At 54.1% G+C, this 19,668-nt stretch carries 19 protein-coding genes; 9 read left to right on the forward strand and 10 right to left on the reverse strand.

Annotated elements, in window-relative coordinates:
- Window positions 1–19: 19 nt before the first annotated feature.
- Window positions 20–598, reverse strand: a complete 579-nt coding sequence (locus tag AUQ41_RS18400; protein ID WP_063089761.1) for a thymidine kinase — start codon at window positions 596–598, stop codon at window positions 20–22.
- Between the two features lie 42 nt (window positions 599–640).
- The gene (locus AUQ41_RS18405) at window positions 641–1,582 is read right to left on the reverse strand and encodes a LysR family transcriptional regulator (protein WP_063089764.1); all 942 of its coding nucleotides are present in this window, start codon (window positions 1,580–1,582) and stop codon (window positions 641–643) included.
- A 106-nt stretch (window positions 1,583–1,688) separates the two neighbouring features.
- Here AUQ41_RS18405 and AUQ41_RS18410 point away from each other — a divergent pair, with 106 nt between their 5' ends.
- The 3 genes from AUQ41_RS18410 (at window position 1,689) to AUQ41_RS18420 (ending at window position 3,323) form a co-directional block, all read left to right on the forward strand.
- Entirely contained in the window at window positions 1,689–2,369 is a 681-nt protein-coding gene (locus AUQ41_RS18410; protein ID WP_063090137.1) for a type 1 glutamine amidotransferase domain-containing protein, read from the forward strand.
- Window positions 2,370–2,440: 71 nt separating this feature from the next.
- A complete protein-coding gene (locus AUQ41_RS18415) occupies window positions 2,441–2,641 on the forward strand; it encodes a heavy-metal-associated domain-containing protein (RefSeq protein WP_063089767.1) in 201 nt (66 codons plus the stop codon).
- Between the two features lie 130 nt (window positions 2,642–2,771).
- Window positions 2,772–3,323 (forward strand): NADPH-dependent FMN reductase, encoded by a 552-nt coding sequence (locus AUQ41_RS18420; protein ID WP_063089770.1) that lies wholly within the window; start codon window positions 2,772–2,774, stop codon window positions 3,321–3,323.
- Between the two features lie 56 nt (window positions 3,324–3,379).
- Here the strand turns inward: AUQ41_RS18420 and gatB are convergent, their stop codons facing one another.
- The 7 genes from gatB to AUQ41_RS18455 all read right to left on the reverse strand — a co-directional run bounded on the left by gatB (window position 3,380) and on the right by AUQ41_RS18455 (window position 12,203).
- A complete protein-coding gene (gene gatB / locus AUQ41_RS18425) occupies window positions 3,380–4,834 on the reverse strand; it encodes an Asp-tRNA(Asn)/Glu-tRNA(Gln) amidotransferase subunit GatB (protein WP_008890771.1) in 1,455 nt (484 codons plus the stop codon).
- 3 nt (window positions 4,835–4,837) lie between these two features.
- The gene (gatA, locus tag AUQ41_RS18430) at window positions 4,838–6,316 is read right to left on the reverse strand and encodes an Asp-tRNA(Asn)/Glu-tRNA(Gln) amidotransferase subunit GatA (protein ID WP_063089772.1); all 1,479 of its coding nucleotides are present in this window, start codon (window positions 6,314–6,316) and stop codon (window positions 4,838–4,840) included.
- Window positions 6,316–6,606: an Asp-tRNA(Asn)/Glu-tRNA(Gln) amidotransferase subunit GatC gene (gene gatC, locus AUQ41_RS18435; protein ID WP_008890773.1), complete on the reverse strand. Its 291-nt coding sequence runs from the start codon at window positions 6,604–6,606 to the stop codon at window positions 6,316–6,318. The genes gatA and gatC overlap by 1 nt, the downstream gene beginning before the upstream one ends.
- A 290-nt stretch (window positions 6,607–6,896) precedes the next feature.
- A complete protein-coding gene (locus AUQ41_RS18440; RefSeq protein ID WP_040823753.1) occupies window positions 6,897–8,117 on the reverse strand; it encodes an ABC transporter permease in 1,221 nt (406 codons plus the stop codon).
- Window positions 8,118–8,121: 4 nt separating this feature from the next.
- Window positions 8,122–9,711: an ABC transporter permease gene (locus AUQ41_RS18445; RefSeq protein WP_198155653.1), complete on the reverse strand. Its 1,590-nt coding sequence runs from the start codon at window positions 9,709–9,711 to the stop codon at window positions 8,122–8,124.
- A 188-nt stretch (window positions 9,712–9,899) separates the two neighbouring features.
- Window positions 9,900–11,015 carry an extracellular solute-binding protein gene (locus AUQ41_RS18450; protein WP_063089778.1) on the reverse strand — a complete coding sequence of 372 codons (1,116 nt, stop codon included), beginning with the start codon at window positions 11,013–11,015 and terminating at the stop codon, window positions 9,900–9,902.
- Window positions 11,016–11,099: 84 nt separating this feature from the next.
- Entirely contained in the window at window positions 11,100–12,203 is a 1,104-nt protein-coding gene (locus tag AUQ41_RS18455; protein ID WP_008890777.1) for an ABC transporter ATP-binding protein, read from the reverse strand.
- Between the two features lie 446 nt (window positions 12,204–12,649).
- Here AUQ41_RS18455 and ruvX point away from each other — a divergent pair, with 446 nt between their 5' ends.
- Window positions 12,650–13,174, forward strand: coding sequence for a Holliday junction resolvase RuvX (gene ruvX, locus AUQ41_RS18465; protein WP_008890778.1), 525 nt, complete (start codon window positions 12,650–12,652; stop codon window positions 13,172–13,174).
- A gap of 59 nt (window positions 13,175–13,233) precedes the next feature.
- Here ruvX and AUQ41_RS18470 read toward each other — a convergent pair whose 3' ends face one another.
- Window positions 13,234–14,049, reverse strand: a complete 816-nt coding sequence (locus tag AUQ41_RS18470) for a VOC family protein (protein WP_063089783.1) — start codon at window positions 14,047–14,049, stop codon at window positions 13,234–13,236.
- Between the two features lie 248 nt (window positions 14,050–14,297).
- Between AUQ41_RS18470 and AUQ41_RS18475 the strand changes: the two genes are divergently transcribed.
- The 5 genes from AUQ41_RS18475 to dprA all read left to right on the forward strand — a co-directional run bounded on the left by AUQ41_RS18475 (window position 14,298) and on the right by dprA (window position 19,668).
- Window positions 14,298–15,221, forward strand: a complete 924-nt coding sequence (locus tag AUQ41_RS18475) for an AEC family transporter (RefSeq protein ID WP_063089785.1) — start codon at window positions 14,298–14,300, stop codon at window positions 15,219–15,221.
- A gap of 175 nt (window positions 15,222–15,396) precedes the next feature.
- A complete protein-coding gene (locus tag AUQ41_RS18480) occupies window positions 15,397–16,356 on the forward strand; it encodes an aspartate carbamoyltransferase catalytic subunit (protein WP_086013196.1) in 960 nt (319 codons plus the stop codon).
- Complete coding sequence (locus AUQ41_RS18485; protein WP_063089796.1) at window positions 16,353–17,675, forward strand: dihydroorotase family protein; 1,323 nt, start codon at window positions 16,353–16,355, stop codon at window positions 17,673–17,675. The genes AUQ41_RS18480 and AUQ41_RS18485 overlap by 4 nt, the downstream gene beginning before the upstream one ends.
- Before the next feature lies 1 nt (window position 17,676).
- The gene (gene plsY / locus AUQ41_RS18490) at window positions 17,677–18,327 is read left to right on the forward strand and encodes a glycerol-3-phosphate 1-O-acyltransferase PlsY (RefSeq protein ID WP_063089799.1); all 651 of its coding nucleotides are present in this window, start codon (window positions 17,677–17,679) and stop codon (window positions 18,325–18,327) included.
- A gap of 63 nt (window positions 18,328–18,390) precedes the next feature.
- A complete protein-coding gene (gene dprA / locus AUQ41_RS18495) occupies window positions 18,391–19,668 on the forward strand; it encodes a DNA-processing protein DprA (protein ID WP_232308455.1) in 1,278 nt (425 codons plus the stop codon).

Here is a 19,668-nt window from a genome sequence, read left to right on the forward strand (position 1 = left end):
ACGCCAAGTCTAGTGCGCCCTACTCGTCCATTGCTTCCTTGAAATGCCGACGACAAACCGGGACATAACGGTCATTCCCACCGATTTCAACCTGTGCACCTTCGCGAACAGGTTTGCCGTCTTCATCAACCCGCAAAACCATGCCGGCTTTACGGCCGCAATGGCAGATGGTTTTGAGCTCATTAAGCTTGTCCGCCCACGCCAGCAGCCATTTGGAACCTTCAAACAGCTGCCCCTGGAAATCGGTACGGATGCCATAGCACAACACAGGAATGCCATGGATGTCGGCGATATCCGAAAGTTGCCAGACCTGTTCTTTAGACAGGAACTGTGCCTCGTCAATCAGGACACAATCGACTTTTCCCTTTGCGACCTGCTCGAGGATCAGGGCCGTCATATCGGTATTGGCATCAAACAGCAGTGCTGGTGCTTCAAGACCAATACGCGACGCAATCTTGCCTTCGCCAAAGCGGTTATCAAACGCCACTGTCATCAGCAACGTTTCCATGCCGCGTTCACGGTAATTGAAACTCGCCTGAAGCAAGGTGGTCGATTTCCCCGCATTCATGGACGAGTAATAGAAAAACAGATTGGCCATGCGTGTCCCCCGAAAATTCGTCACAGGGGAATAGCCCAACAATCAAGAATGATCAATATGGCTGTCGCCTTGAACTTGGCCATTGCGGGAAATATCGATTTCACGCATTTCACGCCGCATGTAATCCAGAAGCGACTGAACCTTTGCACTTCGGGTCACACCGCCCGGATAAACTGCATAGATCTCAAGATCCGGCAGCTTGCAATCAGGCAAAACCCGGATCAAGTCACCGTCATTAATTTCCTGCTGAACATCACATAACGGAACAACCGCCAATCCGTGACCACCCCGCAGAAACTGCAATCTGGCAGTCGCGTTATCCACCCGAACACTGCCCGACACGCGGATATTTTGGGTACCCTCGGCACATTGAAGCGTCAGCGTCTCAGGAACACGGCTATACATTACCCATTCATGTTCGGATAAATCATCCGGGCTCTCGGGCAATCCGAACTTGCTGACATAGGGCTTGCTGGCTGCGATGATCCTGTGGGTCTGATAAAGTTTGAAATTCTTGAGTTCCGAATTCTTCAACGGCCCTGAACGCACGGCAATATCAATGCCGCGACCAATCAGATCAACAACTTCGTCACTGAGATGCACATCGATCGACACACCCGGATATGTTTGCCTAAACCGGTCAAGGATCGGCACAATTCGAAGTGTGCCAAGATGAACCGAACAGGTCAGCGATATTTTGCCCACCGGATCGTCACGCAGTTCTTCGACGCGTTTTCGCGCAGCTTCGGCTTCGAGGGAAATGGTGCGGCAACTGTCGTAGTAGCGTGCACCCGCATCGGTTAGACTGAAACTGCGTGTGCTTCTGCGCAACAAAGGCACGCCGAGGCGGGTCTCAAGCTGGCGAATTTGATGGGAAATGGCAGCACGGCTGAGCCCCATCTTCCGCGCAGCCGCAGAAAACCCGCCTTCGTCAACAACGCGGGCAAAGATCATCATCGCCCGAACTTCATCAAGTGCCGACATTCTATATGCTCATTAAATTTGACAATGTGTTCACTTCATCAATCTTTTGCAAATTCTGTCAGCCAGTTAAGATGAGTGCAAATGAATTCCACGCATGGAGGAACTGATGCGTATTTTGATGATTGTTACGTCGCATGATCAGATGGGTGACACCGGACACAAGACCGGTATCTGGCTCGAAGAGTTTGCAGCCCCTTACTATCGCTTCAAGGATGCCGGGGCAGATATCACACTGGCATCCCCAAAAGGCGGCAAACCACCCCTTGATCCCAACAGCCAAGTGCCCGACGCCCTGACCGATGCGACCGCACGGTTTGAAAAGGACGACGCGGCAAACGCGGCTTTCGCCAACACCGTCACCCTTGACGGTTTGAGAGCCGATGATTTTGACGCCCTGTTCTATCCGGGTGGGCACGGTCCGCTCTGGGATCTGGCAACTGATCAGAAATCCATTGCCCTGATCGAGGCGTTCGTTGCCCAGAACAAACCGGTTGCTGCCGTCTGCCATGGCCCGGCCGCCTTGGTCAAAGCCAAGACGCCAGATGGCAAACCGCTCGTTTCGGGCAAACGTGTTACCAGCTTCACCAATGATGAAGAAAAGGCCGTCGGCCTTGAAAACGTCGTGCCGCTGTCGATTGAGGACGAATTCAAGAAGCATGGCGCAACGTTTGAGCGCGGCGATAACTGGGCTTCCTATGCGGTTGTTGATGGCAAACTTGTCACCGGTCAGAACCCGGCATCAAGTGATGCAACGGCCGATGAAGTCATCAAACTTTTGTCTGCATAAAACTGCTTGACCTTCCATCTACTGGAACCTCCATATTGCGTTCATAGACACCGATCATATGGAGAAATCTGATGGTGAAACTGAAGGTCGAAAAAATGAGCTGCGGTCACTGCGCAAGTGCCGTGACCAAGGCCGCAACCAAGGTCAGCGGCGTTGAAGGTGCCGAGGTTGATTTGGCAAATGGCGAAGTCGCTGTTTCCGGAAACCCCGACGTCAATGCGCTGATCGCGGCGATCACCGATGCCGGCTATCCGGCATCGGAAGCCCACTAGGATCATACACCCGCGTTCGCGTCCCCCACCCGAACGTCAGAGCCGCCAGTATTGAAAATATACTGGCGGCTTTTCTTTACCCTGCCCATTCGTTTGTGCAACCATCGGCACAAACAGAGAGCGGCACCAAATGACTTTTCATATCACTGCCCTGTGCGGAAGCCTTCGCCAAGCATCGGTCAACAGAACGCTCCTTCAAGCGGCACAAAAGGTTGCAGGCCCCCATGGCGCAACCGTTCATCTATTTGATGGCTTGGGCCACCTTCCGATCTTTAATCCGGACAATGAAGATACCGATGATCGCAATGTTGCGGCGTTTCGAGATGCACTTCGCCGCGCGGATGCAGTCCTGGTCGCCAGTCCCGAATATGCCCATGGTGTCACCGGCGCGATCAAGAATGCCCTTGATTGGGTGGTGGCCAGTGGCGAATTCATGCAAAAGCCGGTCGCCTGCCTGAATGCGTCCGGCCGGGCAACAATCGCACAGGCGGCATTGATTGAAACCATTCGCACCATGGATGCACGCATCGTCACTGACGCGTGTACAACGATCCCGCTGAACGGCAAGAACTTTGACGTTGATGATATCGTGCGCCATCCGCCCAGCCGGTCCTTACTTGAAACCGCGCTTCGACACTTAACGGCTGCTATTCCAAGCGAAATTCAAAACCAGGCCAATTAGTCATACAAAAAAAGCCGCCCAAACGGGCGGCTTTTTCTTTGGTCTGATGATTACAATCAGCCGAGGATTTTATCGCGCAGCAGCTTGTTGACCATGCCCGGGTTGGCCTTGCCACCCGTGGATTTCATGACCTGACCGACAAACCAGCCAAGCATCTTGTCTTTACCAGCACGAATCTCTTCTACCTTGTCCGGGTTCGCGGCAATGACTTCGTCAATTGCCGTTTCAATCGCGCCGGTATCGGTGATCTGCTTAAGACCTTTTTCCTCGACGATCTTTTCCGGATCGCCGCCGGTTTCGATCATGATTTCAAAGACATCCTTGGCGATACGGCCAGAAATGGTGTCGTCAGAGATCAGATCGATCAGCTTGCCAAGGTTTTCGGCCGTTACCGGGCTATCGGCGATACCGACTTCTGCCTTGTTCAGCGCACCGAACAGGTTGGTGATCACCCAGTTCGCCGCCAGTTTGCCATCACGGCCCTTGGCAACAACTTCGTAGTAATCAGCCTTTTCCTTTTCGGCGACAAGAACGCCGGCATCATATGCCGACAGACCGTTTTCACGCATGAAGCGGGCCTTTTTCTCGTCTGGCAGTTCCGGCAGTTCTTTTTCAATTTCCGAAATGAACGCGTCGTCGAATACCAGCGGGAGCAAATCCGGGTCGGGGAAATAGCGATAATCATGTGCCATTTCCTTGGAACGCATGGAACGGGTTTCGCCCAGTCGTTGATCATAGAGGCGGGTTTCCTGCTGGATTTCCCCGCCACCTTCGATCACTTCAATCTGGCGTTTTGCTTCGATCTCAATCGCCTGCATCACGAAACGGATGGAGTTGACGTTCTTGATCTCGCAACGCGTACCAAAACCTTCGCCCGGGCGACGTACCGAAACGTTGGCATCACAACGCATGGAGCCTTCGTTCATGTTGCCATCACATGTGCCAAGGTAACGCACAATCGCGCGCAGCTTGGTCAGGTATGCGCCGGCCTCTTCCGGTGAACGGATGTCTGGCATAGAAACGATTTCCATCAACGCCACACCCGAACGGTTCAGGTCGATATGCGAATATTTCGGGTCCTGATCGTGCATCGATTTCCCGGCATCCTGTTCAAGATGCAGGCGCTCAATGCCAACCGACTTGGTCGAACCATCGGGCATATCCAGAATAATCGTGCCTTCGCCGACAATCGGTTTGTCGAACTGCGAAATCTGGTAACCCTGCGGCAGATCGGCATAGAAATAGTTTTTGCGGGCAAAAACACTTTCCTTGTTGATCTTGGCCTTAAGACCCAGACCGGTTTTAACCGCCTGACGCACGCATTCTGCGTTCACGACCGGAAGCATGCCCGGCATGGCCGCATCAACGAGGCTGACGTTGCTGTTGGGTTCGTTGCCGAACTTGGTCGAAGCACCTGAAAACAGCTTGGACTTGGAAATGACCTGGCAGTGGACTTCAAGACCGACAACGATTTCCCACGGGCCGGTAGAACCTTCAAGAATATAGCTCATGGATCAGCCCTCCTGCCCGGCAGGTTTTGCGGTAAAGTTGGCAGCACTTTCGAGCACGCCACCAACACGCAGAACGGTTTCTTCATCAAACGGTTTGCCAATCAGCTGAAGACCCAGCGGCAATCCTTCGGCCGAAAGACCGGTCGGCACCGAAATGCCCGGAAGACCCGCAAGGCTTGCCGGAACGGTGAAGACGTCATTGAGATACATCTTGACCGGATCGCCTTCGTTTTCACCAATCGCAAAGGCCGCAGACGGTGCGGTCGGGGTCAGGATCGCATCGACCTGACCAAACGCACCTTCGAAGTCCTGATAGATACGACGGCGGACTTTAAGCGCCTTGTTGTAATAGGCGTCATAGTAACCAGCCGACAGCACATAGGTACCGATCATGATACGACGCTGGACTTCCTTGCCGAAACCGGCTGCACGGGACTTCATGTACATGTCATCAAGGCTGTCGCAGTCATCCATGACACGCTGGCCGTAACGAAGGCCGTCATAACGTGCAAGGTTCGACGATGCCTCTGCCGGGGCGACGATGTAATAGGTGCCCAGCGCATACTTGGTGTGCGGCAGGGTCACATCGACAACTTCGGCACCAGCGTCGCGCAACATCGCAACGCCGTTATCCCAAAGCTTGCTGATTTCTTCGGGCATGCCATCAACACGATATTCCTTCGGAATACCGATCTTCATGCCACGGATGTCACCGGTCAGGGCCGCCTCGAAATCAGGCACGGCAATCGGTGCAGACGTGCTGTCCTTGGCGTCATGACCCGCCATCGAACCCAGCATGATTGCCGCGTCGCGCACGGTTTTGGTCATCGGACCCGCCTGGTCAAGCGAACTTGCGAAGGCAACAATGCCCCAGCGCGAGCAACGACCATAGGTCGGCTTCAGACCAACAATACCGCAATAGGATGCCGGCTGACGGATCGAGCCACCAGTATCGGTACCGGTGGCTGCCAGCGCCATGTTGGCAGCAACAGCAGCCGCCGAACCACCAGATGAGCCACCCGGAACCAGATCCTTGCCGGATTTGTCTTTCCACGGGTTGATCACGTTGCCGTAATAGGACGAGGTGTTCGAGGACCCCATAGCGAACTCATCAAGGTTCGCCTTGCCCAGCATCACCGCACCATTGCCAAACAGGTTGCTGGTGACAGTGGATTCATATTCCGGTTTGAAACCTTCAAGAATGTGCGATGCCGCCGTGGTCTGGACACCTTCGGTGCAGAACAGGTCTTTGACGGCAATCGGCAGGCCTTCCATTTTACCAGCACTGCCCTTGGCGCGCTTGGCATCGGATGCCTTGGCCATTTCCATGGCCTTTTCCGGGGTTTCGGTGATGTACGCATTCAGATTGCGATGTGCGTCCATCGATTTCAGGTGTGCTTCGGTCAGTTCGACCGAGGTATAATCACCCTTTGCAAGCCCGTCGCGGGCTTCTGCAAGTGTCAGCTTTGTCAGATCAGTCATTATTCAACCACCTTGGGCACAACAAAACAGCCAGCATCGGTCATCGGTGCGTTTGACAGCACTTTTTGCTGGATATTGCCATCGGTGACTTCGTCCTTGCGCAGCGGCAGGGTCAGATCGGCAACAGATGTCAGCGGCTCGCAGCCTTCGACATCGACTTCTTGCAGTTCCTCGACAAAATCGAGGATACGGGTCAAATCTCCCGCCAGTTCGGAAAGGCCTTCTTCGGACACGTTGATACGTGAAAGATAGGCAATACGGCGAACTGTTTCCTTATCCAAAGACGACATGGATGAAAGTCTCTCTTAAGGAATGACAAAAAACCCGGCAGAGAGATATCTGCCAGAACGTGAATTACAGCGCGGAAACTAGCACCCTGCCGCCCCTGCCGCAAGGGTTCGAAGCAACGAAGAATGCCTGTTGTCGCGCTGTCTGGCAGATAAAACTCTCGCGCGCGAAAATATCACCTACCCAGATCGGGTCGGGCATACGAAAACAAACAGGCCGACAACAAGAATGTTGCCGGCCTGTTTCGTGTTTATGGCCTGCCCCGTGTTACGCGACAGAATGCCAAATCGGCTTAGCCCGGGCTCATGCCACGCAGACGTTCGGAACGACGACGCAGCAGTTCGACGGTCAGAAGCAGCAGGATCGAGACAGATACAAGGATCGTCGCGGCTGCCAGAATGGTCGGCGAAATCTGTTCGCGCAGGCCGGTATACATCTGCCATGGCAGGGTTTGCTGACGGGCAGAACCGACAAACAGGACCACAACCACTTCATCAAACGAGGTGATAAAGGCAAACAGGCCGCCCGAAATCACACCCGGCAGGATCAGAGGCATCTGAACCTTGAAGAAGGTGGTAACCGGGTTTGCCCCCATGTTTGCCGCCGCACGGGTCAGTGACTTGTCAAAGCCAACCAACGTCGCGGTAACCGTGATGATGACAAACGGGATACCCAGAACAGCGTGGGCCAGGATCACCTTTACATAGCCAACGAATGCCTGATTAAGCCCAAGATTAAGCTCAAGCCAGTTGCCCAGCGGCGCATAGAAGAAGAACATGCCGGTCGCCGAAATGATCAGCGGCACGATCATCGGTGAAATGAGTACCGCCATCATCGCCTGACGGCCAGGCACATGCGACTGACTAAGACCAATTGCGGCAAGGGTCCCAAGGGATACTGAAATCAGCGTCGCAATCGGCGCAATGATCAAGGAGTTCTTGAGCGGCACCATCCATTCGTCGGTACCAAGGAAATCGCGATAGTGCTTGAGGCTATAGCCCTCTGCCTTGAAGCTCAGCATTTCTGGCGTGAAGGTAAAGAAGTTCTCGGCATTGAAGCTGAGCCAGATCACCGGCAGAAGCGGTGCGATCAGGAAGAAGAACACAAACGCACAGATGAACAGGAATGCATTGTGCCAAAGAACCTGACCCGGCGTGTAATAGATCGGCACACCGGCACGATACCGACCGCTCCCGACCCAATTGGCAAACCAGCCCATCGAAATACCGACAAGGAAGCCACCAAACAGGCCGCCAAGCCCACCGAAAATCATGCCTACACCGCCGAAAAGCACGCCGGTTGCCAACGTTTTCTGTTTGCTTTTCACCTTGATGATTTTCGAGAACACAAAGGCCAGTGCCGCACCGACCACAGCACCGATGACGAACCCGACCCACGGGCTGCCAAAGATGTTGCCGGTAATGAAGCCGAACATTGCGCCCAACAAGGCCACAAGTGGCATCGTGAAGGTCATCAGTTCGGGCCGTCTTACGTATGAGATTACTTCATTCATGTTCTTAGCCCCCCAACTTCACGTTATCGATGCCCACAATCTTGTCGTAGCACCAGTAAAGGCCAAGAACGACGACGAGAAGGATGGACCCGAGTGCGGCCGCAAGGCCCCAGTTGAGCGAACTTGAAATGTGATAGGCAATTCGGTTGGAGATGAAGACACCATCCGTACCACCAACGATTTCCGGCGTGATGTAGTAACCGATCGCAAGAATGAACACGAGGATCGAACCAGCGCCAATACCCGGAACCGACTGCGGGAAATAGACACGCCAGAAGGCCGTCCAGTTCGTCGCACCTAGTGACTTGGCCGCACGTTGATAGCTGGGCGGAATGGTTTTCATCACCGAATACAGCGGCAGAATCATGAACGGCAGCAGGATGTGGGTCATCGCAATGACCGTACCTGTTGCGTTATTCATCAGAACAAGGCGATCCGCATCGTTAACGAAGCCAAGCCAGACAAGGATTTCGTTGATCACCCCTTGCTGCTGTAACAAAACCTTCCAGGCCGACGTTCGCACCAAAAGCGACGTCCAGAACGGCAGCAGAACCAAAATCATCAGGATACTTGCCGTACGCATTGGCAGATTGGCAAGCAACCAGGCCACCGGATAGCCAAGAACAATGCAGCTTGCGGTAATGATCAGCGCCATGATCAGTGTGCGCATGAACAGTGTCGTATAAATCTGCTGATTTTCGGGCTTCATCACGATGCCGTCGGGCGTCAGCGTCATATCGACGGAATTCAGGAAGTAGCCCGGCGTCATGCTTGGCGAATAGAGCTTGATGGTTGCCCAGATATCAGCTGAGCCCCAATCTTTGTCTTCTTCGGTGAAAGCTTCGCGGAAACCGAATTGTGGCAGCTGATCAATATTGGCGGCAGCCGCCTGCAAGGCGCTTGCGCCCGCACCGTTATAGCTGTTGATCGCCGAAACCGTATCCGGATTGGTCAGGTCCATACCAAGGGCGCCATAAACGGACTCCCACGGATCTTCCTCGGCAACAGTGTCGCCATCGCGGATCGCGGCCCAAAGGGCAAAGTCGGTATAGGCGCGCGCGGTCCAGGGCAGCAGCTGAATGATTTCTTCTGACGGCACAAAGCCGACATCACCGCTCATGTCTTCATCAGACATCAGCGCCATCAGTTCACGGCGGGTTTCAAGGAAATCTTCGCCGCCTGTGCCCGACATCATTTCGAACCAGAAAGAACCTTCTTCGAAGTTCGGATCAATGTCTTCAAGCGGATCCTGCCAAAGTTCACCGATGTCATCAAGCGACCGCCCCGTGGTCCGGAACAAGGATGACAATCCGGATTGCTCGTAGTTCAGGCGCGAACCAAGGCGGGTATGCTGTTTAGCTTCTTCTGCCTTGAATAAATCAATGTAAAGATTGCGGTATACGTTTTCGTGCGGCGGTTCCCCGCTTGATCCATCCCACTGGGAAAGCGCAATCACGGTTCCCGGAAGCGTATTCGGTACAATGTCGTTTTCAACCGACCGGAAAAGCATCGAGAGAATCGGTACGATAAAAGTCACGACCACAAAGATCAAAAGTGGCGCAACCAGCATGAGCGCGCGCATCTTCTGACGCATCAATGCCCTTCGTAGACTTTGTTTTAGCGGTCTGCCATCAGCAGCTAACACTACTTCTTGAGATGTATCACCCATTACGCCCCCGTAAGCCTGCCCCGGTGTTTTCGGTCTATTGTTTCGACCGGCAATTTATTGTTTAGCGAATTGGTCGGTAAAGGGGGCCGCGAACGGCCCCCTACCCTTAGCTCTTATTGAGCAAGCCAAGCCTGGAATTTGGCATCGATGTCGTCACGGTAGTCAGCCCAGAACTCGTAGTTATAGAGGAACGTGTTCTTGGCATTTGCCGGATCGGTCGGCATGTGCGGAGCCATGTCGATACCGAGTTCGGCGTGCTTACCAACGAGCGGAGCCGAAGAGAAACGAGCCGGACCGTACGAGATGTAAGCAGCCTGGTCAGCAAGACGCTGGGTGTCGGTTGCGAACTTCACGAAGTCAAGAACGCGGTTCAAACGCTCTTCCGGAAGACCGGCCGGAATGATCCAACCGTCAAGGTCAAAGACCTGCGCGTCCCAAAGCATGGCGATCGGCTGATCCTGTTCTTCGATTGCGGAGAACAGACGACCGTTGTAGGTCGAACCCATGAAGACTTCGCCGTCAGCCAGAAGCTGCGGGGTGTCTGCACCAGCACTCCACCAGATAACGCTGTCTTTGATGGTTGCCAGCTTATCAAGAGCACGCTGCTGACCTTCCGGGGTTTCAAGAACGCTGTAAACTTCGTCCTTGGCAACACCGTCGCAGAGCAGCGCCCATTCCATGTTGTTGATCGGGCGTTTTTCAAGCGAACGCATGCCCGGATAGGTTTCGGTGTCAAACAGTGCACAGACGTCGGTCGGTGCCGGAGTTCCAGCCGGAACCATGTCTTCGCGGTAACCAAATGTGGTAGAATAAACGATCTGCGGAATGAAGCAGTCGCTTACGAGGAGATCACCGAAGTCATCTTCTGCCGAGGTACCATCCGGCGCTTCTGCCAGAACTTCGTTCGGGTCGATTTCCATTGCGAGGCCTTCGTCGCAAAGGCGCATTGCATCAGCAGCAACCACGTCAACCAGATCCCAGGTCACGTTGTTGGCTTCGTTCATTGCACGCAGTTTTGCAACGGCTTCGTTCGAGCTTTCATCCCAGGTGATTGAAACCTCTGGATGCATTTCCATGTAAGGCTCTGCATAAGCCTTGGCCTGACTGTTCTGGTACGCACCACCCCAGCTGACCAGCGTCATGTCATTTGCCATCTCCTGGGCAAATGCTGAACCACTTGCAACAACGAGCAAAGCTGTTGATGCAGTAAGGGTTTTAATGAGTTGCATTAATAGACTCCCTGATTGTTTCCCGGACAATTCGTTGAGGACCAGCACCCGGGCGTACCGGTCCTGTATCTGCCTGACTAAAAGTTACGACGCGTCAAGCGCGCGGCAATCTTCTGCAAGCCAGCCAATCTCGATTTCCTGACCCGGCTTCAGACGCACCTGGTCCGGTGCATTCCTCGTCTTGATGATAAACTCATCATTGCCGGCCACACGCAGGCGAGTACGGAAGATGTCACCCATATAGATGAATTCCAGAACCTCGGCTTTGAGCGTATGCGCATCTGCATGCAGGCGATCACGGTTGTATTCAACACGTTCAGGACGGATCGAAACGCGGGTACGTTCACCCACCTGGCTGACATTGACCGGAACGGCATCAATGATTTCGCCACCATCAAGCTGGACAACACAGGTGTTGCCCTTGATTTCCTTGATGACGCCTTCGAGCGTGTTATTTTCGCCAATGAACTGCGCGACAAAGCTGTTTTCGGGCTGTTCGTACAGTTTATCTGGCGGTGCAAGCTGCTGAATGCGACCATCGTCGAACACGGCGACGCGGTCGGACATGGTCAATGCCTCGGTCTGGTCGTGGGTGACGTAAACCGTGGTAATGCCAAGTTGATGGGCCAGATGCGTGATTTCAAACTGCATCTTTTCGCGAAGCTGTTTATCAAGCGCACCGAGCGGCTCATCCATCAGAACCAGTTCAGGTTCGAAAACCAGCGCACGGGCCAACGCGACACGTTGTTGCTGGCCGCCGGAAAGCTGTGCCGGACGACGGCCACCGAAGCTTCCCATTTCGACCATATCGAGTGCGCGTTTGACCTTCTCTTCCTGTTCCGCTTTGCCCAATTTGCGGACCTCAAGCGGGAAAGCCAGATTTTCGGCAATGGTCATATGCGGGAAGAGCGCGTAGTTCTGGAAGACCATGCCGATACCACGCTTGTGCGGCGGGATATCGTTAATCGAAACGCCACCAAGGCGGATATCGCCGTGGGTCGCGGTTTCGAAGCCGGCAAGCATCATAAGACAGGTCGTCTTGCCAGACCCTGACGGACCAAGCATCGTCAGGAACTCGCCTTTAGGCATTGTTAGGTTGAGATCTTTAACGACGAGTGTCTCGCCGTCATAACTTTTCTGTACACGTTCAAACTCAACGAACGCTTCATTTGATGCACCGTCGGCCAAACCCTATACCCCCTGATTTGTCATTGTTTGTTCAGCGTTTTCGCTTTTGGTGATTTTTGTATGCGGAAATCAACTGGAACCTGTCGAGCATGACGGTTCCCGAACCCCGTGGATAGAAGCATTGCGACACTCACGTGTAATAGGTGCGCTGCGTCTTTCTGTTTTTTCTCTCTCAAGATGATCTGCGCATATCGGTCTGCCTGTTTCGCCCTGCATATTTCGATTTCGATCAATTTCGGCAGTGCGATATTAAAACAAACCTGCTGAGGCACTTCAACCCCTCATCATTCAGAAAGATTTTTACGCTAGGAAGTCCGCCATTCTTGGCTGCATTTAGAATAAAATGCGCCCACACACTCAACTCGGCGTCGTTTCTTCCATAAATCGGAAAACGATACATTTGCTTTGCGCTGGCAATTTCGCAAAAAGACTCCTATAAGGTCGCCATGATTTGCAATGACACTCAGGAATTGCTGCGGTTCTTGCCACCGGCAGCACGTGTATTGGGCCTTGATTTGGGCACCAAGACAATTGGCGTAGCCCTATCAGATGTAGGGCTGCAGATTGCCTCACCGTATGAGCTGATTTCACGAAAGAAGTTCACACGCGATATTGCCCAGCTTTCGTCGATTATCGACAAACAGAATGTCGGCGGCATTATCATCGGCTTCCCGCGCGAACTTGATGGTTCGATCGGCAAGGCGTGCCATCGCGTCTATGCCTTTATCGACGAAATGGAAAAGTATATCGACCTGCCGGTTTTGATGTGGGACGAGCGCCTGTCAACAAACGCGGTTGAGCGTATTCTGATTGAAGAAGTCGATATGACCCGCAAACGCCGCGCTGAAGTCGTCGACAAGACAGCGGCCGCCTATATCTTGCAAGGCGCGCTGGATCATTTGAACCGCCATACCGATCCCGGCGAGAACGCCGAAGCCGACGATGACGATATCGAGGCTGAAGAAGACTGATAATCGTCAGCCCGCCCTGACCAACAAGATCAAAGCTGCCTGTTCATTCAGGCAGCTTTTTATTTGGCTTTGATCACCATCATCACCCCGAAGAACCTTGAAGGTGGGATGATAAGCATGCCGTCTTTTTCAACGGCCCCCATTGCGACGGCTGCATCGGTAATTTTCGCGATGTCATCGACAATCAACTCAAAGCCGGCAAATCCGTCTGTCGGGAATGCGGTGTCCTCTACCCCATAGCGTGAAATCAGTTCGTCGCCATGCAAGGCATCAACAATCGCGTCGACTCCGATTTCCTCATAGAAGTCGCGTACCGCCTCGGCCGCCCAGTGATCAACAAGAACCTTGCCAATCGCAACAGCGCCATTCTGATGGCTTTGATAGTCAGGGAAATAGAAATTCTGCACCGGGTGACGATGTTGGCACACAAACGTCACTGCATGTCGCAACAGCGGATGGTTGGCGTAAGCCAACGAAAAGGCAACGCCGACCGTTTCACCGTCCGGCGTCTTGGCATCGCGCTCAAAGTGAAATACCGGCGGCACCGCGGCACCGGCAGCGATAAATTTTTGTCTGTCCTGCTCGGCATCGCTCGATTGCAGGGCCAGCATCGACATGCCTTCACGATGACGCAGATAGTCACGGTTGTAGATCGGAAACGAAAATGGCTGGGCAAGGTCCGTTTCGGCAATCTTGTCCGGATCAATCACGGCAAGAAGTTCGATATACATGCCGTCAAGCTGGATCAGGGCATTACCGGTACCAAAGGGATGAACTGCACGCGGGGTCACTGTGAATCCGAGCTGCGTATAGACAGCTATCGCGGCATCAAGATCATTCACACATAATACAATGTGATCAATCGCGCGTGACATGGCGTCCCTTTCCTTGAACATTCAGCGAGCTGGACGACTTTGCAGAACAAACAGTCTATCGACGCCAAAACCTGTTGGATGTGCTGACTATCACATCGGAAAACACCGGCAAAGAACAACTCGAACCAACTGAATTTTAGTCATCTATACTGACAAGATATTGCGAGCGTATTTCACCCTGCTCAGATCGGTGATAACAGTATGGTGACGTTGAAAGTTCTTCTTCATTACGTGATGAAAGCCACCTGATGCTTGCCATTCTCTCAGCACTTCTGCCGACCTTTGCCCTGATCGTTGTCGGGTATGTGCTGCGTGAACGGCGTTTCCTGCCCGACAGTTTTTGGCCGGGTGCAGAGAAACTGACTTACTTCATCACCTTCCCGGCCCTTCTTTTTTCCAACACCGCCAAAGCAGACCTTGGCAGCCTGCCGCTGTTGGGGATTGCAACAGCAATGCTTGGCACGATTGCGATCTGTACCGCACTGATCCTTGTGGCGCGCCCGGTTTTGAAGGTTTCGGCACCAACATTTTCATCGCTGGTGCAAGGCGCCATTCGACCAAACACCTATATCGGGCTTGCCGTTGCGGCGGCCTTGCTTGGCACACACGGACTTACCGTCACTGCCCTTTGCGTCGCATTGGTCGTGCCGACAGTTAACGTTATTTCCGTTTTGGCATGTGCCCATCTGGGTGAAAATGATCGCAAGCCCGGCGTTCTGTCATTGCTGCGTGATGTGGCAAAAAATCCGCTTTTGATGGCATGCGTGCTGGGCAGCCTGTTTAATGTTCTGGGAATTGGCTTACCGCCGATCATTGGACCCTTCCTTGAGGTGCTTGGACGCGCGGCCCTGCCCATCGGCCTGCTTGCCGTTGGTGCCGGGCTTGATCTTTCGGCGGCACGGCGCGCAGGTTTTCCGGTCGGGGTTTCAAGTGTTGGAAAACTGGTGTTGAGCCCAGCGATTGCAGCCGGTCTGTGCCTGATGCTGGGACTGCCCGATATCGAACTTGCTGCGGTGGTGCTTTATGCGGCACTGCCCTGCTCTGCCAGTGCCTATGTTCTTGCACGCCTGATGGGGGGCGATGCACAGATGATGGCCAGCATCATCACCGTTCATACCCTGCTTGCGATTATCACCATGCCGGTGATCGCCATTTTGACTCAGGTCGTCTGATCGCCGATCGCCTGGCCTTCGCCGCCTGAAACCTGACCGATCAGTCAGGAAATTTGATGCGATTGCATCGGTATTACCGGCAATATTTAACTTTTCGTGACAGGGGCAATTCGTTATGCTCCGCCCGAAATTTTTCAAAGATCATCCAAGGGAAATGTGCAACGCCATGAGCGTCATGGGACCAGCGGCGGATCATTATCCGCACCCACACCTCCTCGGGATCGAGGGTCTGACCCCCGGGGAAATCACCCTTATTCTGGACCGCGCCCAGCACTATGCGGAAAAAAACCGCTCCGCAGACAAGACCAGCAATATTCTGGCCGGCGCGACAGTTGTTAATCTGTTTTACGAAAACTCCACCCGGACGCTGACATCGTTTGAACTGGCTGCCAAACGTCTGGGGGCTGATGTTATCAACATGACGGTCGGCACCAGTTCGGTCAAAAAGGGCGAAACCCTGATTGATACGGCGATGACCCTTAATGCCATGAACCCGGATGCACTGGTTGTTCGCCATGGCGACAGTGGCGCGGTCAAGCTTCTGAGCGAAAAGGTCAATTGTGCGGTTCTGAATGCAGGCGACGGTCGCCACGAACATCCGACTCAGGCACTTCTTGATGCGCTAACCATCCGCCGCCACAAGGGACGCCTGCATCGCCTGAATGTTGCCATCTGTGGCGATATTGCCCATTCGCGTGTCGCACGTTCCAATATCCTGCTTTTGAACACCATGGGATCGCGCGTGCGCCTCGTCGCCCCGCCAACCCTGATCCCGTCCAAGATCGACCGGATGGGTGTCGAGATTTTCCACAACATGGAAGAAGGCCTGAAAGACTGCGACATCGTCATGATGTTGCGTCTGCAGCTTGAACGCATGGAAGGCAGCTTCATCCCGTCGGTGCGTGAGTACTTCCATTTCCACGGGCTTGACCGTGCGAAGCTTGCCAACGCCAAACCAGATGCCCTGATCATGCATCCCGGCCCGATGAACCGTGGTGTCGAGATCGACAGCGAAGTGGCTGACGACGTTGAACGTTCCGTCATCCGCGAACAAGTCGAAATGGGCGTCGCCGTGCGTATGGCGGCGCTTGAATTGCTTGTGCAGAACCACAGAAAAATCGGAGGTCAGGCATGAGCCCCGCCATTCGCGCCAAAGGTGCCGGCAAAAAAGCCTTCATCAATGCCAGGCTGCTTGATCCGGTCAAACAAACCGATGAAACCGGCGGCCTCCTGATTAAAGATGACACCATCGCCAAAAGTGGCCCGGAAATCACCGAAGACACCGTTCCCGATGGCTTTGAAGTCATTGACCTTGGCGGTGCATGCCTGGCACCGGGTCTGGTTGACATGCGCGCCCAATTGCGCGAACCGGGATTTGAGCATCAGGAAACCATCGAAACCGCTGGCAAATCGGCGGCGATCGGCGGCGTCACCACCATCATAGCCCTACCCAACACCGATCCGGTGATTGATGACGTGGCCGGTGTTGAATTCATTGCCCGTCGTGCCCGCAAGGTTGGCTTGGCCAAGGTATTTGTCTATGGCGCAGTATCCAAGGGCATCGAGGGGCAGGAAATCACCGAAATGGGCCTGCTTCATCAGGCCGGTGCGGTTGCCTTTTGCGACGGAATCAAGACGATTGCCAGTGCGCGCCTGCTGCGCCAGGCCCTGTCCTATTCCACGTTCTTTGATGGCATGATCGTCCAGCACCCGGAAGAGCCCGAGCTTTCCAAGGGTGCGTCGATGAATAGCGGCGAACTGGCAACCCGCCTTGGCCTTTCAGGTATTTCGCCGCTGGCCGAAGTTATTCAGATCGAACGCGACTTGCGACTGGTTGAAATGACTGGCGGGCGACTGCATTTTGCCCATATTTCGACCGGTGAATCGGTGGAAGTGATCCGCAAGGCGAAGAAACGCGGGCTTAAAGTCACCTGCGATACCGCACCGCCTTATTTCGCATTGAATGAGAATGCGGTTTCAGATTACCGTACGTTTGCCAAGCTGTCACCGCCGCTTCGCTCCGAGGATGACCGTCAGGCGATTGTTGCCGGCCTTGCCGACGGCACGATTGACGCCATTGCGTCGGACCACAACCCGCAAGATGCTGATTCCAAACGCCTGCCATTTGCGCAGGCCGCTGCCGGTGCTGTCGGGTTTGAAACCTTGCTTCCGATGGCGTTGGAACTTTATCACAACGGGCATATGTCGCTGCTCGATGTGATTACCAAACTGACCCGCACACCAGCCGAACTGGTGCGCATCAAAGGGGCCGGAACACTTGCAGAAGGAACCGCGGCCGATCTGGTAATATTTGATCCGGATCGCCCGTGGAAAATTGATCCGTACCAGTTCCATTCGAAATCGAAAAATTCACCGTTTGACGGCCGTCTGACACAGGGGCGCGTTCTGCGCACCCTGATTGATGGCCGCGAAGTCTTCTCGGAAGGTGCCTGAAATGGAACTTGATGCCACCTATAAGGCAATGTTGATGTCGCTCCAGGTTGCGACGGTCTGTGGGTACCTGTTGGGCTCTATCCCGTTTGGTCTGGTTCTGACCCGCATGGCAGGGCTTGGCGACATCCGCCAGATTGGTTCCGGCAATATCGGTGCAACCAACGTTCTGCGTACAGGCCGCAAGGGATTGGCCTTCCTGACCCTGATCGGCGATGCGGGCAAAGGCGCCTTTGCCGCACTGCTGTTCACCCACCTTTACGGTGCGGAGCAAGGCATCTTTGCCGGCGGTGCCGCCGTTATTGGCCACATGCTCCCGATTTGGCTGCGGTTCAAGGGCGGCAAAGGGGTCGCCACCACCCTTGGCACGCTTGCCGCCGTCAACTGGATTATGGGCCTGTGCGCTGCGCTGACATGGTTGGTTATGGCGCTGATTTTCCGGATTTCTTCGCTTTCGGCACTCATCGCCATGATCGCGGCCCCGCTGGCGGCGTTCTTCATTGCCAATGATCCCGGTGCCGGGTGGTTTGGTGTGTTTCTGGCTGTCATTGTCTGGCTTGCCCATCACGCCAATATCAAACGCCTGATCCGCGGTGAGGAACCCAAGATCGGACAGAAGAAAAAGCAGGCTGACGAAGAAACGCCTGCTTCATAGGCGCAAATCGCCCCTTCGAATAGCTTGACGAAATAACGCCCGGATGACCACAATCCGGGCGTTATGCATTTACCCAACCAACAACCATCGCGATTATCGCAATCGGAACGTCTGGCACGCATGCGACTGGCGCGCAGCACCAATGTCGGACCGGTCACCTTTCGCAAATTGCTTGAACGGTTTGGTTCAGGCCGAAATGCCATTGATGCCCTGCCCGATGTAATTGCCCAAGCAAAGACCACGCGAAAGATCAAGATTGCCAGTCGCGACGAAACGGTTGCGGAAATTGAGGCCGCAAAGGCATCGCGCGCCCGACCGATCATTTTTGGCGACCCGGAATATCCGGCCCTTCTGGCGCGGATTGATGATGCCCCGCCCTATTTTTATGCCATCGGACGGATTGAGCTTCTTGGAAAATCTGCCATCGGGATCGTTGGTGCGCGCAATGCTTCGGCAACGGGATGCGGATTTGCCCGTAAAATCAGTCATGAGCTCGTAAATGCGGGCTATGTCGTTGTGTCAGGTATGGCGCGCGGCATTGATGGCGCAGCCCATGCGGCGGCATTGCAATGCAAACATGATGCAGGCGGCGGTACGATTGCTGTTCTGGGTGGCGGTGTGGATGTCGTTTATCCCCGCGAACATCAAGACCTTTATGCGCAACTCTGCGAACAGGGGTGTGTGGTTTCGGAAATGCCTCCCGGCCTCCAACCACAGGCAAGGCACTTTCCCCGTCGCAACCGCATCATTTCCGGACTGTCTTTGGGAACGGTTGTCATTGAGGCCGGGCGGAATTCCGGATCGCTTATCACCGCCCGCTTTGCCGCCGAACAGGGCCGTGATGTTTTTGCCGTTCCGGGCTCCCCGACCGATCCGCGCGCAGCAGGTCCGAACAGCTTGATCCGTGATGGTGCAATCTTGTGCGACTCTGCCGACGTAATTCTGGATGCCCTTCGAACTGCCGAGCAAAACAGTCATCTGTTTGAACAAAATCACACCTTCAACACAGACGCGCGCGACGCAATCCCTGACACCTCAGCCGAGGCATATCACGAGATAACGGCATCACTGGAAAAAGATGCGGTCATTCTTGGTGAAAAGAAAACCGGGCAATCAATTGAATTAGAAGAACTTTCTAACGAGACCGACACCAACGAAGACTCCGTCAATGAGATGGAAGAAATCTTTGATTTGCTATCTCCCAGCCCCCTTCTGATTGATGAGCTCATTCGGACGTCTGACTTGCCCGCCGAGCAGGTTTCGACAATTTTGATTGAGCTCGAACTTGCAGGAAGGGTTGAACGTCACCCCGGAAATAGGGTATCGCGTATCGCCAAATGA

Origin of the sequence: Thalassospira sp. MCCC 1A02898 (assembly GCF_001618185.1) — a bacterium.
Classification (GTDB): domain Bacteria; phylum Pseudomonadota; class Alphaproteobacteria; order Rhodospirillales; family Thalassospiraceae; genus Thalassospira; species Thalassospira tepidiphila.

What these genes read in the sequence shown, in the direction of transcription:
- AUQ41_RS18470 (WP_063089783.1), bottom strand. Translation starts at nt 14,049, where the DNA reads ATGTCACGCGCGATTGATCACATTGTATTATGTGTGAATGATCTTGAT.
- dprA (WP_232308455.1), top strand. Translation starts at nt 18,391, where the DNA reads ATGCATTTACCCAACCAACAACCATCGCGATTATCGCAATCGGAACGT.
- gatA (WP_063089772.1), bottom strand. Translation starts at nt 6,316, where the DNA reads ATGACTGATCTGACAAAGCTGACACTTGCAGAAGCCCGCGACGGGCTT.
- AUQ41_RS18420 (WP_063089770.1), top strand. Translation starts at nt 2,772, where the DNA reads ATGACTTTTCATATCACTGCCCTGTGCGGAAGCCTTCGCCAAGCATCG.
- gatC (WP_008890773.1), bottom strand. Translation starts at nt 6,606, where the DNA reads ATGTCGTCTTTGGATAAGGAAACAGTTCGCCGTATTGCCTATCTTTCA.
- AUQ41_RS18440 (WP_040823753.1), bottom strand. Translation starts at nt 8,117, where the DNA reads ATGAATGAAGTAATCTCATACGTAAGACGGCCCGAACTGATGACCTTC.
- plsY (WP_063089799.1), top strand. Translation starts at nt 17,677, where the DNA reads ATGGAACTTGATGCCACCTATAAGGCAATGTTGATGTCGCTCCAGGTT.
- AUQ41_RS18475 (WP_063089785.1), top strand. Translation starts at nt 14,298, where the DNA reads ATGCTTGCCATTCTCTCAGCACTTCTGCCGACCTTTGCCCTGATCGTT.
- AUQ41_RS18445 (WP_198155653.1), bottom strand. Translation starts at nt 9,711, where the DNA reads ATGCGTCAGAAGATGCGCGCGCTCATGCTGGTTGCGCCACTTTTGATC.
- ruvX (WP_008890778.1), top strand. Translation starts at nt 12,650, where the DNA reads ATGATTTGCAATGACACTCAGGAATTGCTGCGGTTCTTGCCACCGGCA.
- AUQ41_RS18415 (WP_063089767.1), top strand. Translation starts at nt 2,441, where the DNA reads ATGGTGAAACTGAAGGTCGAAAAAATGAGCTGCGGTCACTGCGCAAGT.
- AUQ41_RS18405 (WP_063089764.1), bottom strand. Translation starts at nt 1,582, where the DNA reads ATGTCGGCACTTGATGAAGTTCGGGCGATGATGATCTTTGCCCGCGTT.
- gatB (WP_008890771.1), bottom strand. Translation starts at nt 4,834, where the DNA reads ATGAGCTATATTCTTGAAGGTTCTACCGGCCCGTGGGAAATCGTTGTC.
- AUQ41_RS18485 (WP_063089796.1), top strand. Translation starts at nt 16,353, where the DNA reads ATGAGCCCCGCCATTCGCGCCAAAGGTGCCGGCAAAAAAGCCTTCATC.
- AUQ41_RS18480 (WP_086013196.1), top strand. Translation starts at nt 15,397, where the DNA reads ATGGGACCAGCGGCGGATCATTATCCGCACCCACACCTCCTCGGGATC.
- AUQ41_RS18400 (WP_063089761.1), bottom strand. Translation starts at nt 598, where the DNA reads ATGGCCAATCTGTTTTTCTATTACTCGTCCATGAATGCGGGGAAATCG.
- AUQ41_RS18450 (WP_063089778.1), bottom strand. Translation starts at nt 11,015, where the DNA reads ATGCAACTCATTAAAACCCTTACTGCATCAACAGCTTTGCTCGTTGTT.
- AUQ41_RS18410 (WP_063090137.1), top strand. Translation starts at nt 1,689, where the DNA reads ATGCGTATTTTGATGATTGTTACGTCGCATGATCAGATGGGTGACACC.